This window comes from Mycobacterium cookii, assembly GCF_010727945.1.
Classification (GTDB): Bacteria; Actinomycetota; Actinomycetes; order Mycobacteriales; family Mycobacteriaceae; genus Mycobacterium; species Mycobacterium cookii.
The window spans coordinates 1,006,879-1,019,283 of the sequence record NZ_AP022569.1 but is presented as its reverse complement, the minus strand read 5'-3'; the positions used below and the strand labels follow the sequence as shown (position 1 = coordinate 1,019,283).

Here is a 12,405-nt window from a genome sequence, read left to right as displayed (position 1 = left end):
CGTCTTTAGGGGAAGTGCGTGATGCTGGTGTCGGACGGGAATCCGCCGCCTTGGCCGTTCGGGGCCCCGCCGCCGGTCAGTTGGCCGATCTGCCAGCCGTGTTCGGTGCAGAGCATCGGTTGCCCGTCGGGTGACTGGGCCGATGATCCGCGCGGGTTGTCGCACTTGGCGCCGACCTGCTGGACGCCGTGCAGCGGGTAGGTGATCACCCAGTACCCGGTCTGGGCTGCCGGAAACTGGTTGATGATGAAGTGGCACGCCTCGGCCTGACCGCCCGGCCCGCGCCCGAAGATGAACCGTTCGTAGTTGTCGCAGGGTGCGCCGAGCGATGCGTCGTAGTTCATCCCCGGCACGTCGCCGTCGTAGCGCCCGTTGTCGGCAATGGCGGCCGGGGCCAGGCCGACGGCTGAACCCGTGATCGCAGTGGCGACGAGCAGTTCCCGAATCATGACCCCACCTTCGTCCGCGTCACTGGGCCATTCGGCGAGCCCAGCGACCTGAAGGTCAGCATAGTCAGTGCAGTTGGTGCCACAAGGGCATTTGGCCCAGCGACGTGGAGGCCGCGAGAACACGTTCCAATCCGTCCTCGGCAATCCGGCGAGAACCCGTTCCAACTCGGGTGTCCCGATGCTTTACTGGGCCAGAACACGTCATAGCCAAGTCGTTTTCATAGGAGTGCCACTGATGCCGACTCCGAATCTTCCGCCCGGATTCGATTTCACCGATCCCGACATTCACGCCGAGCGCCTGCCGGTCGAAGAACTGGCCGAGCTGCGGCGCACGGCGCCGATCTGGTGGAACGAGCAGCCGCTGGGAGTGGGCGGCTTCGACGACGGCGGTTTCTGGGTGGTGTCCAAACACAAGGACGTCAAGGAGATTTCGCGACGCAGCGACGTCTTCTCCAGCCTGCAGAAGACGGCGCTGCCGCGCTACAAAGACGGCACGGTCGGCGAGCAGATCGACCGGGGCAAGTTCGTCCTGCTGAACATGGACGCGCCCCAGCACACCCATCTGCGCAAGATCATCTCTCGTGGATTCACCCCCCGTGCGGTGGAGCGCCTGCGCGACGATCTGCGTGAGCGCGCCCGGCGCATCGTGGAAACCGCGGCCGCCCAGGGATCCGGCGACTTCGTCGAACAGGTGTCGTGCGAACTTCCCCTGCAGGCCATCGCCGGGCTGCTCGGTGTGCCGCAAGAGGATCGGATGAAGTTGTTCCACTGGTCCAACCAGATGGTCGGCGACCAAGATCCCGAGTTCGAAAGCAACGACGCGATCGGCGCGTCGGTCGAACTGATCATGTACGCGATGCAGATGGCGGCCGACCGCGCCGCGAACCCCGGCCCCGACATCGTCACCAAGCTGATTGAAGCCGACGTCGACGGCCACAAGCTCTCCGACGACGAGTTCGGGTTCTTCGTCATCTTGCTGTCAGTCGCGGGCAACGAGACCACCCGCAATTCCATCACCCAGGGCATGATGGCCTTCACCGAATTCCCCGACCAGTGGGAGCTGTACAAGAAGCAGCGTCCGGCCACCGCGGCCGACGAGATCGTCCGGTGGGCCACCCCGGTGACGTCGTTCCAGCGGACCGCCCTGCAGGACTACGAGCTGTCCGGCGTGCAGATCAAGAAAGGTCAGCGCGTCGTAATGGTGTATCGCTCGGCCAATTTCGACGAGGACGTATTCGACGACCCGTTCGCGTTCAACATCCTGCGCGACCCCAACCCGCACGTCGGGTTCGGCGGTACCGGAGCGCATTATTGCATCGGGGCCAACCTGGCGCGGATGACGATCGACCTGATGTTCAACGCCATCGCGGACGCCATGCCTGACCTGGAATCGGTCGGCAAGCCCGAACGTCTGCGCTCGGGTTGGCTCAACGGCATCAAACACTGGCAGGTTGACTACCACAGTGATGCCGCGGCGAAATGTCCTGTCGCGCAGTAGGCTACGGCCATGCCGTCGCATAAAGCAGTCCAGGTCAAGTCCGCGGGCGCACCACTGGAGCTCGCTGACGCCGAGACGACGCCGCCGTCGCGCGGCGAAGTGCGGATCACCGTCGGCGCGTGCGGGATATGCGGTACCGACGCGCACTTCGTTGCCGGTGACTTCCCCGGCTTGTCCTGGCCGTTGACCCTGGGCCATGAGATCGCCGGCAAGATCGCCGAAATCGGCGACGGCGTGCAAGATTTCGCGGTCGGTGATCGGGTCGCCGTCGGCTGGTTCGGCGGAAACTGCAACCACTGCGCCCAGTGCCGTAAGGGCCTGTTCATCCACTGTGTGAACGCCAAGGTGCCCAGCTGGCACTACCCGGGCGGCTACGCCGAGTCGGTGACCGTGCCTGCCACCGCCCTGGCCCGGATACCGGCGGAGCTCTCCGACGCCGAAGCCGCTCCGATGGGCTGCGCCGGTGTGACGACCTACAACGCGCTGCGTCACACCAAGGCGCTGCCCGGTGACCGGGTCGCGATTCTCGGCGTCGGCGGACTCGGCCACCTCGGGCTGCAGTTCTCCCGGGCAATGGGTTTCGAGACGATCGCGATCAACCGCGGCACGGCCAAGAGAGACGACGCGATCAAGCTGGGGGCGCATCACTACATCGACGCCACCGACGGCGACGTAGCGGAATCGTTGAACGACCTCGGTGGGGTCGCGGTCGTGCTGGGCACCGCGGGCGCCTCGAAGGCGATGGCCGCGACGGTCGGCGGTCTGCTGCCCCGGGGTGAGCTGATCACCATCGGCGTAACACCGGAGCCGCTGCCGATCAGCCCGCTCCAGCTGATCACGCCGGGGCTCAGCATCGTCGGCCATCCGTCCGGGACGGCCAGCGAGATCGAGGACACCATGCATTTCGCCGTGCAGTCCGGTGTGCGCGCGTGGATCGAAGAGCTTCCGCTGACGCAGGCCGCCGACGGCTATGCGGCGTTGGAGCAGGGCCGGGCGCATTACCGCACCGTGCTGACCATGTGACCCGCGCCGACCGCGAACAGTGGAGCCTCGAGGGCTCCGACGGCGAGCTGCTGATTCACACCGGCGTCGCCGGTCCGGCCGCGGCCATGGGCCACCGGCTCACCCTCGCGATGCGGCGATGGCGGGCGACGACGCAGTGGCACTCCGGCGAGCCAGTGGACGCGAGATTGGCCGTCGACGTGGGTTCGCTGGAGGTCGTCCGCGGTGAGGGCGGCGTCACCCCGCTGTCCGGCCCGGAGAAGGTAATCGTCCGCCGCAACGCGTTGGGTTCGCTGGACGCCCGAAAATATACTCGAATCCTGTTCTCCGCCAACACTATTGAGAAGACAGACGGGGGCTATCGGCTGACCGGCGCCCTGACGATCCACGGCAAGACCCGGCCGCAGGTCGTCGACCTCGGCGTCGACGATCAAGGTGACAGCTGGGAGTTGTCCAGCGAGACCGCCATCAGGCAATCCGACTTCGGCGTAAAGCCGTATTCGCAAATGCTGGGCGCGCTGAAGGTCGCCGACGACGTCACGGTGTCGTTCGCCGCGACGCGCGCCAAAGACGCAACGAACTGACGATGCGGATCGGAGTGGTGTTCCCGCAGACCGAGATCGGCGCTTTCGGCGCCGGCGCGGTTCGCGCCTACGCCCAACACGTCGAGGGTCTGGGATATGCGCACCTGCTCGCCTACGACCACGTCGTCGGCGCCGACCCGGCGGTCCACGCCGGCTGGAACAGCCCGTACGACCTGCACAACACGTTCCACGAGCCGCTGGTGCTGTTCGGCTACCTCGCCGCGGTCACCTCCACGCTGGAACTGGTCACCGGCGTCGTGATCCTGCCGCAGCGGCAGACCGTCCTGGTCGCCAAGCAGGCGGCCGAGGTCGACCTGCTGAGCGGCGGACGGCTGCGCCTGGGCGTCGGCCTGGGCTGGAACGCCGTCGAGTACGAGGCGCTGGGGGAAGACTTCTCGACCCGCGGCAAGCGGTGCGACGAGCAGGTGGAGTTGATGCGCAAGCTGTGGACCGATGCCAGCGTCAGCTATCGGGGCACCTACCACCAGCTGACCGGAGCCGGGCTGGCGCCGCTGCCGATCCAGCAACCGATTCCGGTGTGGTTCGGCGCATCCTCGCCGCGGGCCTTCCGCCGAGCCGGTCGCCTCGGTGACGGCTGGTTTCCCATGGTGGGCCCGGGCCGCAAACTCGAGGCCGCCCGCCAACTGGTCGAGCAGGCCGCGACGGAGGCCGGACGAGACCCCGCCCGACTCGGCATGCAAGGTCAGGTTTCGTGGAACGGCAACGACGATGATCTGGCGGCGGGCATCCGATCCTGGGCGCAGGCAGGCGCGTCACATGTCGCGGTCAACACCATGGACGCCGGGCTGGCCACCGTCGAGCAACATCTCGACGCGTTGACTCGAGCAGCCGCCATCGCCAGGGAATTCGCGGATTAACGGGTTCGGTCAGGGCTGGGCGGGTGGCGGCGGCTGCGGTGGCGGCTGCTGGTCTGGATCCTGCCCGTGCAGGCGTTGCAGCAGCTTGGTCAGCAGTGGGTGCGGGTTGGGGTCCGGCGGGGGCGGCGCCGGCGGTGGCGGTGGCGCGGGCGGCGGAACCGGAGCGGCGGCGGGAACCTCGACGACCGGCGCGGGCGCTGCGACCGGCTGCTGGACGACCGGAGCCTGGACCGGCTCTTCCTTCACCACGGGCTTGGGGGCCGGTCGCGCGGGCGGCGGCGCAACCGGCGGCGGTGCCGGGACGACGGCGACCCGGGCCGGCGCGGCCCGATGCACCACCGGTTGGACCGACCGATGCGGCACCAGATGCGGACCCACCGCCAGCGACAGCGACGCCACGAACGTCACCGCGCCGGCCGCCAGCATCGTCAACGCCCCGGCGTACGAGGTCTGCCGGGAGGCGCCATTGTCATGTCGCCGGCTGTCGACGGCCTCGGTCATCGCGTCGTCGGTGAATTCCGTGCTCTGAACTGACGCCAGCGCCGCGCCCCGGGCCAGTGCCAATTCCGCGCCGGGCTGGGCGATCACCGGGACCGGCAGTGTCTTCTTCAGTTGCCTCGACAGCGCGTCGAGATCGTCATCTGGACCGACGATCACGATGCCGCCGGGCTGCCAGGTACTGCGGTCGAACAGCGCGGTCAACCAGTGCACCAGTGCACCGGGGCCGCCGGAGAGTTGCTTGATGGCCGTCTGCGCCTCGTCGTCGCACAGATCCACCATCACGACGATCGTCGACTCGCCGTCCAGCACGCAGACGGCGGCCTTGTCGTATCCGATCATCGGGGCGATCGCGCGGGCCAACATGTCGCACGCGTCATGCAGTCGTACCGGAACGATGTTGTCGAATCCGGCGTCGGTCAGCGATTCCAGCAACAGAGCCGACTCCGCGGCGGCCTCGTCGCTCCAGGTCACGCCGACGACGTGCAGGCGCTGGTCGTGACCCGTGGCGGCAGCCTGCGCATCCAGCAGCGCCGCGTTCGCCTGCTCAGAGGTGTAGACCGCCTGCAATCCGGTGGCAGGACGCACCTCGAAGTCGTCGTGGTCGAGGATCGTGCCGTCGGCGTCGCGGCCTTCGACCAGGACCCAGCCGACTGACGTCGACGTCAGCGACAGTCCAAGTACCGTGTCCAAATCTGCACCTCAATCGCGGCCCGATGCCCGTGCGCCGCACGCAGCGACAAGACCGTCGATGCGGTGGTTCGTGAGCGGCGGAAGGACCGGGACGGCGTGGTCTCATCGGTCTATCTCGGGTCACCCTACGCGGTTAGGGCGACGAAAAGCGACCTGGGATCGCCAGTATTGTGCGTTTGCGCAATGACCTGCGGCATTGCCGCGCAAGTGCTGCGGCGGGATGGTTTTCGCCGCGGAATTGCGCCGCCGAAAGTTGCCACACACAGCCGATTGACACGAATAACACCGGCTCCGCGCAGGTGGCGGCGTTTCACGCCGCATTTGCGACACCTTTGCGTTTACGTCGACATCTGGTCGACCGCACGGTAGGTTTTGCGATAGTGCGTGACGCCGTCGACAAGGGGCCTGGTAATGCCAAACGTTAGCGAAAAAATGCGTGGTTGGGTGCGGCGACTGGGGGTCGCCGCGATTTCTGCCGCCACGCTGCCCGGCCTGATCGGCCTCGTCGGTGGCGACGCCACCGCGGGGGCGTTCTCCAGGCCTGGGCTACCCGTCGAGTACCTGCAGGTGCCGTCGGCGTCGATGGGTCGCAGCATCAAGGTCCAGTTCCAGCCCGGTGGGACCAACGCGCCCGCGGTGTACCTGCTGGATGGTCTACGCGCCCAGGATGACTACAACGGCTGGGACATCAACACCCCCGCGTTCGAGTGGTACTACCAGTCCGGGCTGTCGATTGTCATGCCGGTCGGCGGGCAGTCCAGCTTCTACACCAACTGGTACAAACCGGCCTGCGGTAAGTCCGGCTGCTTGACCTACAACTGGGAGACCTTCCTGACCAGCGAGCTGCCCGGATACCTGGCCTCGCAGAAGAGCACCAAGGCGACCGGAAGCGCCGCAGTCGGCATCTCGATGGCCGGCTCCTCGGCGATGAACCTGGCGATCTACCACCCGGGCCAGTTCATCTACGCAGGTTCGCTGTCCGGCTACCTCAGCCCGTCCACCGGACAGGGCGCGATCGGCCTGGCGATGGGTGATGCCGGCGGCTACAAGAAGGAAGACATGTGGGGGCCGGACAGCGACCCGGCGTGGCAGCGCAACGACCCCACGGTCAACGTCGCCCAACTCGTCGCCAACAACACCCGGCTCTGGGTGTACTGCGGCAACGGAACTCCGAACGAATTGGGCGGCGCCAACCTGCCCGCCACGTTCCTTGAGAGCAACTTCATGATCGGCGGCAACAAGAAGTTCCAGGACGCCTACAACGCCGCCGGCGGCCACAACGCCGTGTTCAACTTCCCGGCCTACGGCACCCACAGTTGGGAGTACTGGGGAGCGCAGCTGAACGCGATGAAGCCCGACCTGCAGGGCGCCCTGGGCGCTCACGCCGGCGGCTGATACCCGCAAATCCCGTCGCGGACAGGTTCAACGCAGCCGGTCGGTGACATCGACCCACGCTGTCGAGTCGTGACGGTGGTCGGTCGTATCGCGGCACTGCCCGTGGATGCGCGCGACACCGTTGGTCGCGGAGTTTTCCTCGCGGTACAGCAGCGCGCTGACGCCGTCCTTGGACATGTTGCGGCCGAACAGATGCTGGTTCGGCGGCGGGCCCTCTTTCCAGCCGTGCGCAACCAAAGCCGCTGCGACACCGCGGAAATACGCGTCGGCGTCAACGCGGGCGGGCAGCACGAAATTCAGGTAAACCGTTCCCTGGTACGGCGGATCGTCGCGGTTCTTGCACGACATCAATAGGTAGCCCGCCGTGGGCTGCTCCAGAGCGGCGATCGCGACGATGTCCTTAGCCTGCCCGACGACCTCGGTCTGGGTTTGTTCGTCGGTGGCGGCGGGTCCGGGATGCTCGACAATGTCATCGGTCGACGAACGCAACCAGTCGATGGTCAGGGACGCCGCACCTACCGCAGCCAGCAGGGCGGCGGCGATCAGTAAGCGCGCAGCCGATGAACGACGGCGCTCGGCGGAGCTGCCAGAGGAGTCAGCCTCCAAGAGCCGCGAGGAGCTCCTTGATCCGGGCCGCTTCTTCGTCGGTCGGGACTTCCTCTGCTTCGATGGCGTCGAGCAGATCGGCCGTGAGCCCCGCGCCGTTCGCTGTTTCCAGCGCCGAGAGCTTCGCGCGCCGCCGCACGACATAGAGCTGCTGGCCCAAGGTCGCGCCCGGCGCCTCGGCTGCCATCGCCATCAGATCGTCGTAGCGTGTCCGAACTCCGCTGAGCGACACGATGACTGACGGTGTCGCCCGCCCGCGAGATGCCGCCTTGGTGAGCGCCGCCTGCAGCTTGCGCAGGCCGGACAGGATGACGTTCGCGCGGCCGGAGAACTCCGGATCGCTGGTGTCGGGCAACGCGTCGATCGAGGCGGAGAACATCTGCATCGCCGCCTCGACCAAGCTGACAATGACGGGCGCTTCGCCGTCATCCGGTCCGCCGTCGTTCTTGGACCGCTTTGTGCTCTGGTAATCGTCGATGATGATCACTCCGCTTTGATCGTGACATGGAGACTTCGAAACGCTAGCGCGGATCACCCGTCTGTTCAAGGGATGGCTACCGGCGACGATTCGGTCGAAATCGGTCCCCCGTTTTCACTGAGAACGCCGGTGAACATCGGCATTTCCGGCTACCGGCACAGTGCAAGCGTGCTTGGATCGGCCCATGCAGGGCTCCGCGACCGTTCACATGGCAGCACCGGCCGACAAGATCTGGGACCTGATCGCCGACGTCCGCAACGTCGGCCGGTTCTCCCCCGAAACGTTCGAAGCCGAATGGCTCGACGGGGCCACCGGCCCCGCGCTCGGCGCCAAGTTCCGCGGGCACGTCAAGCGCAACGAGATCGGGCCGGTGTACTGGACGACGTGCCGGGTGACGGCCTGCGAGCCCGGCCGGGAATTCGGCTTCGAGGTTCTCGTCGGCGACCGCGCGGTGAACAACTGGTTGTACCGACTGGCGCCGTCGAAAGGGGGTACCGACGTCACCGAGTCGTTCCGGATGAGTGCCTCACCGTTCGTCAACCTGTACTTCTTGTTCGGCGGCTTCCTGCGGCAACGACGCAACGTCCGGGACATGACCAACACGCTGCACCGGATCAAGGATGTGGCCGAGGCATGAGCGGACAGTGGTCGCGCGACGAGATCGACTCGGCCTTCGAACATCACAAGCAGGTCGTCGTCGAGATCGGGTCCAGCTGGGACTGGTCGCGATTTGCCGACCAATTCACCGACGACGCAACCTATGTCGAGCACACCTACGGCACCCTGCACGGCCGCGAGCAGATCCGCGACTGGATCGTGTCGACGATGAACGTCTTCCCCGGCAGCGAGATGCCGTTCTATCCGACGTCCTGGCATTCCATCGACACCGACCGCGGCTGGGTGTTCTGCGAGTTCCAGAACCGGATGCGCGATCCCGGCGACGGAAGCATCCATCAGGCGGCCAATCTCTCGGTGATGAAATACGCCGGCAACGGATTGTGGAGTTACGAGGAAGACGCCTACAACCCGATGAATTTCCTGCCGATGGTGCGCGACTACATTCAGCGATCGCAGGCCATGGGCACCGTCAGCGATGACGCAATCCGGTTCGCCAAGAACATGAACTGGGAACTGAGCTGAGCGCTGCCGCTCGCCGCGCGTCGTAGGCTGGCGTCAGCACTGCCCCGGCGACGTGGAGGGCCTCACCCGTGGAAATCGCACTCAAGCAGAGATTGCACTGGCTGACGCTGCACGGTTTCGTCCGCGGCGTCGCCTCGCTCGGCGCGCGGCGCGGCGATCTGCAAGCGCGGTTGATCGCCGACGCGTCGGTCAAGGCCGACCCGGAGCCGTTCTACGAGCAGGTCCGGTCCCGCGGTCGTCTGGTGCACTCCCGGATCGGCTACATCACCGCAGACCACGCGATCGGGCACGAACTACTGCGCTCAGACGACTTCCGGGTGCTCTCCATCGGGTCGAACCTGCCGGCGCCGCTGCGCTGGCTGGAGCGTCGCGTCCGCGACGACCTGCTGCACCCGTTGCGTCCGCCGTCCCTGCTCGCCGTCGAGCCGCCGGACCACACCCGCTACCGCAAGACGGTGTCGTCGGTGTTCACCCAGCGGGCGGTCGCCGCATTGCGCGACGGGGTCGAGCAGACCGCGGACTCGCTGTTGGATGAGTTGTCCCGCGAGCCCGGCGTCGTCGACGTCGTCGACAGGTACTGCGCGCAACTTCCGGTGGCGATCATCAGCGACATCCTGGGGGTGCCCGACCGCGATCGGCAGCGCATCCTCGAGTTCGGCGAACTCGCGGCGCCCAGCCTCGATTTCGGACTCCCCTGGCCGCAGTACCGTCGAGTGCAGCGCGGGATTGCCGGGTTCAACTTCTGGCTCGACGAGCATCTGGGACAGCTGCGCCGGTCCCCCGGTGACGACCTGATGAGCCAGCTGATCCGCAAAGCCGAAAGTGGCTCGCCGGAAACATATCTGGATGAAGACGAACTGCGGGCGGTCGCCGGTCTGGTCTTGGCGGCCGGGTTCGAGACGACAGTGAACTTGCTGGGCAACGGGATTCGCCTGCTGCTGGACAACCCCGGGCATCTGCACACCCTCAGTCAGCGGCCCGAGTTGTGGCCGAACGCCGTCGAGGAGATTCTGCGGCTGGAGTCACCTGTGCAGCTGACCGCGCGGCTTGCGTTGAACGACACCGAGATCGCCGGTATGCCGGTCGGGCAGGGCGAACTGGTGGTGGTCTACGTCGCCGCGGCCAACCGCGATCCGGCCGTCTTCGGTGACCCGAATCGGTTCGACATCGAACGGGAGAACGCCGGTCGGCACCTGGCTTTCTCCGGCGGACGGCACTTCTGCCTTGGGGCGGCGCTGGCTCGCGCCGAAGGTGAAGTGGGGCTGCGGGCCTTCTTCGACCGCTTCCCCGAGGTGCGCTCCGCGGGTGCCGGCAGTCGTCGCGACACCCGGGTTCTGCACGGCTGGTCGACGCTGCCGGTTGCGTTGGGCCCGGCGCGGTCGATGGCTAACCGCTAGCCCGTCCGCCGAAATAGCACTCCAGCGTCATGGTGCAGACCAGTTGGCCGTTGCGGTTGAACATGGTGCCCTGGGACAATCCGCGACCGCCGATGCCGCTGGGCGAATGTTGTTCGTAGAGAAGCCAATCCGATAGATCTGGCGGGTGGTGAAACCACATGGCCAAATCCATCAACGCCGAGAACCCCGGTCCCAGTGGCGTCGTACGGCGTGCGACCATCGCTGACTCGAGCAGCGTGCGGCCCGCGACGAAGGCGGCCAAACAGTCGGCGATCACCGGATCGGCCGGCGCTATGCCGTTGGGTCGCCACCACATGCGGATAGCTGCCGGCGGCGCATCGGCGAGGTCGGCTGCGATCCTGGCCGACGGGTCGACGTATCGATAGTCGATGGGTTGCTCGCGTACCCACCAGCCACCGAGTTCGTCGGCGTAGTCGCTGTGCTGCTGGGCGAAGCCCGGCACGGATTCGGGCTCCGGCAGATCTGGCGGAAGCTGTTGGTACACAACGTTGTCGACGGTCTTGCTGAACGACGCGACCCCCTCCAGCAATACCGACCCGAACTGCCTGGCGGTGACGCGCCGAGCCGAGAAGGTACCGCCGTCGTGCAGCGCGGTGACCTCGAAGTCCACCGGCTGCCGGGCGTCGCCGGCCCGGAGGAAGTACATGTGCATGCTGTGTGGCAGGCGGCCGGTCACGGTGCGGCTGGCCGCCATCAGGGCCTGGGCGGCGATGTGGCCGCCGGAGATGTGATGCGCGATCTCGTCGATCTGCTCGCCGACGAAGAACTCTGCGTTGACCTGTTGGAGGTCGAGGGAGTCAAGGACCTGACTCAGCGTGATGACGGGAGGCGGGGTGGTCACGCACGCATCATGCCGTTAAGAAAGGTAGCGGCCAAACCACTCCAGCACGCGACGCCAGGCGTCCTCGGCGGCCGCGGCGTTGTAGCGCGGCCCGCTGTCGTTGAAAAACGCGTGGTCCGCGTTGGGTTCGACGACGATGTCGTGCACCAGCCCGGCCCGCTCGAGGGCCGCTCGTGCCGCCGGTTCCGAATCCGTGACGCGCTTGTCCAGAGCTCCGTAGAACGCCAGCACCGCGGTGGCCTTGTCACCGCTGAAATCGGGGTTGTCGGGAAGTGGGCCGTAGAACGGCACCGCGGCCGACAAGCGCGCGTTGTGGGATGCCAGCAGCTGCCACACCAGCCCGCCGCCGAAGCAGAAACCGACCACCGCGATTTTGCCGCCGGGAACCCGATTCTGCAGTTCGGTGATACCTGAGTTCAGGTCTGCGAGGAAGCGGTCCTGGGGAGCGGCGGCGAGCGCGGCGGTGGCTTTGGCGGGGTCGGTGAACTGGCCTGTGCCACCCTCTTCGGACAGCAGGTCGATGGCCAGCGCCGAGTAGCCGGCGCCGGCGAACCGTTCGGCCACCGAGTGCACCCAGTCGTTGAGGCCCTTGTTCTCGTGGATGACCAGCACACCGCGGCGGGCATTGTGCGCCTGCGCCCAGGCGCCCTGCAGTTCGCCGCGCGGGCCCGCCCAGGTGATCGGCTCGGTGGGCAGCGCCTGCTTCGACCCCGGCGGCTCAACGCCCTCGCCCGAACCCGAGTGCAGCGGTCGGGTCTGATGGTCTGTGCATCCCGCGATCAACGCGCCCGCGGCGCCAGCGCTCAGGCCGAGCAGCGCCAGCCGACGGATGGCCTCGCGTCGAGTCAGCAGCCCGTCGACGTGGTCGGCGGCGATCTCCTCGGCGATGTAGCGCTGTAACGACGTCATTCTGGCGAGTATGCGC

At 66.8% G+C, this 12,405-nt stretch carries 14 protein-coding genes; 8 read left to right on the top strand and 6 right to left on the bottom strand.

The features are described from left to right. Positions 1 to 5: 5 nt before the first annotated feature. Positions 6 to 449, bottom strand: coding sequence for a hypothetical protein (locus G6N27_RS04895; protein ID WP_163775331.1), 444 nt, complete (start codon positions 447 to 449; stop codon positions 6 to 8). 235 nt (positions 450 to 684) lie between these two features. Here G6N27_RS04895 and G6N27_RS04890 point away from each other — a divergent pair, with 235 nt between their 5' ends. From G6N27_RS04890 to G6N27_RS04875, 4 genes are read left to right on the top strand one after another with little or no spacing between them, the layout of a single operon-like run. After that, entirely contained in the window at positions 685 to 1,947 is a 1,263-nt protein-coding gene (locus G6N27_RS04890; protein WP_163775330.1) for a cytochrome P450, read from the top strand. Between the two features lie 9 nt (positions 1,948 to 1,956). Continuing rightward, positions 1,957 to 2,970 (top strand): alcohol dehydrogenase catalytic domain-containing protein, encoded by a 1,014-nt coding sequence (locus tag G6N27_RS04885; protein WP_163775329.1) that lies wholly within the window; start codon positions 1,957 to 1,959, stop codon positions 2,968 to 2,970. Further along, on the top strand, positions 2,967 to 3,533 hold the full coding sequence (locus G6N27_RS04880; RefSeq protein ID WP_232064862.1) for a YceI family protein: 567 nt from the start codon (positions 2,967 to 2,969) through the stop codon (positions 3,531 to 3,533). The genes G6N27_RS04885 and G6N27_RS04880 overlap by 4 nt, the downstream gene beginning before the upstream one ends. A 2-nt stretch (positions 3,534 to 3,535) precedes the next feature. After that, complete coding sequence (locus tag G6N27_RS04875) at positions 3,536 to 4,411, top strand: LLM class F420-dependent oxidoreductase (RefSeq protein ID WP_163775328.1); 876 nt, start codon at positions 3,536 to 3,538, stop codon at positions 4,409 to 4,411. Between the two features lie 9 nt (positions 4,412 to 4,420). Here G6N27_RS04875 and G6N27_RS04870 read toward each other — a convergent pair whose 3' ends face one another. Next, positions 4,421 to 5,602, bottom strand: coding sequence for a DUF7159 family protein (locus tag G6N27_RS04870; RefSeq protein WP_179963348.1), 1,182 nt, complete (start codon positions 5,600 to 5,602; stop codon positions 4,421 to 4,423). Positions 5,603 to 6,013: 411 nt separating this feature from the next. Between G6N27_RS04870 and G6N27_RS04865 the strand changes: the two genes are divergently transcribed. Next, positions 6,014 to 6,997 carry an esterase family protein gene (locus G6N27_RS04865; RefSeq protein ID WP_163775327.1) on the top strand — a complete coding sequence of 328 codons (984 nt, stop codon included), beginning with the start codon at positions 6,014 to 6,016 and terminating at the stop codon, positions 6,995 to 6,997. Positions 6,998 to 7,024: 27 nt separating this feature from the next. Here the strand turns inward: G6N27_RS04865 and G6N27_RS04860 are convergent, their stop codons facing one another. Both G6N27_RS04860 and G6N27_RS04855 read right to left on the bottom strand, forming a co-directional pair. Further along, positions 7,025 to 7,603 (bottom strand): hypothetical protein, encoded by a 579-nt coding sequence (locus G6N27_RS04860; protein WP_179963347.1) that lies wholly within the window; start codon positions 7,601 to 7,603, stop codon positions 7,025 to 7,027. After that, on the bottom strand, positions 7,593 to 7,982 hold the full coding sequence (locus G6N27_RS04855) for a RagB/SusD family nutrient uptake outer membrane protein (protein WP_163781345.1): 390 nt from the start codon (positions 7,980 to 7,982) through the stop codon (positions 7,593 to 7,595). Before G6N27_RS04855 ends, G6N27_RS04860 begins: the two co-directional genes overlap by 11 nt. A gap of 283 nt (positions 7,983 to 8,265) precedes the next feature. Here G6N27_RS04855 and G6N27_RS04850 point away from each other — a divergent pair, with 283 nt between their 5' ends. The 3 genes from G6N27_RS04850 to G6N27_RS04840 all read left to right on the top strand — a co-directional run bounded on the left by G6N27_RS04850 (position 8,266) and on the right by G6N27_RS04840 (position 10,618). Continuing rightward, positions 8,266 to 8,718 carry an SRPBCC family protein gene (locus G6N27_RS04850; RefSeq protein ID WP_163775326.1) on the top strand — a complete coding sequence of 151 codons (453 nt, stop codon included), beginning with the start codon at positions 8,266 to 8,268 and terminating at the stop codon, positions 8,716 to 8,718. Beyond that, positions 8,715 to 9,221 carry a nuclear transport factor 2 family protein gene (locus G6N27_RS04845; protein WP_163775325.1) on the top strand — a complete coding sequence of 169 codons (507 nt, stop codon included), beginning with the start codon at positions 8,715 to 8,717 and terminating at the stop codon, positions 9,219 to 9,221. Before G6N27_RS04850 ends, G6N27_RS04845 begins: the two co-directional genes overlap by 4 nt. Positions 9,222 to 9,295: 74 nt before the next feature. Continuing rightward, positions 9,296 to 10,618 (top strand): cytochrome P450, encoded by a 1,323-nt coding sequence (locus tag G6N27_RS04840; protein WP_179963381.1) that lies wholly within the window; start codon positions 9,296 to 9,298, stop codon positions 10,616 to 10,618. On the opposite strand, the gene G6N27_RS04835 is transcribed toward G6N27_RS04840, so the two are convergent. Together G6N27_RS04835 and G6N27_RS04830 are read right to left on the bottom strand one after the other, a co-directional pair. After that, a complete protein-coding gene (locus G6N27_RS04835; protein ID WP_163775323.1) occupies positions 10,608 to 11,480 on the bottom strand; it encodes an acyl-CoA thioesterase in 873 nt (290 codons plus the stop codon). The two genes, G6N27_RS04840 and G6N27_RS04835, sit on opposite strands and share 11 nt — an antisense overlap. Positions 11,481 to 11,495: 15 nt before the next feature. Continuing rightward, complete coding sequence (locus G6N27_RS04830; RefSeq protein ID WP_163775322.1) at positions 11,496 to 12,389, bottom strand: dienelactone hydrolase family protein; 894 nt, start codon at positions 12,387 to 12,389, stop codon at positions 11,496 to 11,498. Positions 12,390 to 12,405: the final 16 nt, after the last annotated feature.

Excerpts from the sequence above, each read along its gene's own strand:
- G6N27_RS04845 (WP_163775325.1), top strand. The coding sequence starts at position 8,715 with ATGAGCGGACAGTGGTCGCGCGACGAGATCGACTCGGCCTTCGAACAT.
- G6N27_RS04850 (WP_163775326.1), top strand. The coding sequence starts at position 8,266 with ATGCAGGGCTCCGCGACCGTTCACATGGCAGCACCGGCCGACAAGATC.
- G6N27_RS04830 (WP_163775322.1), bottom strand. The coding sequence starts at position 12,389 with ATGACGTCGTTACAGCGCTACATCGCCGAGGAGATCGCCGCCGACCAC.
- G6N27_RS04875 (WP_163775328.1), top strand. The coding sequence starts at position 3,536 with ATGCGGATCGGAGTGGTGTTCCCGCAGACCGAGATCGGCGCTTTCGGC.
- G6N27_RS04855 (WP_163781345.1), bottom strand. The coding sequence starts at position 7,982 with ATGTTCTCCGCCTCGATCGACGCGTTGCCCGACACCAGCGATCCGGAG.
- G6N27_RS04895 (WP_163775331.1), bottom strand. The coding sequence starts at position 449 with ATGATTCGGGAACTGCTCGTCGCCACTGCGATCACGGGTTCAGCCGTC.
- G6N27_RS04890 (WP_163775330.1), top strand. The coding sequence starts at position 685 with ATGCCGACTCCGAATCTTCCGCCCGGATTCGATTTCACCGATCCCGAC.
- G6N27_RS04865 (WP_163775327.1), top strand. The coding sequence starts at position 6,014 with ATGCCAAACGTTAGCGAAAAAATGCGTGGTTGGGTGCGGCGACTGGGG.
- G6N27_RS04885 (WP_163775329.1), top strand. The coding sequence starts at position 1,957 with ATGCCGTCGCATAAAGCAGTCCAGGTCAAGTCCGCGGGCGCACCACTG.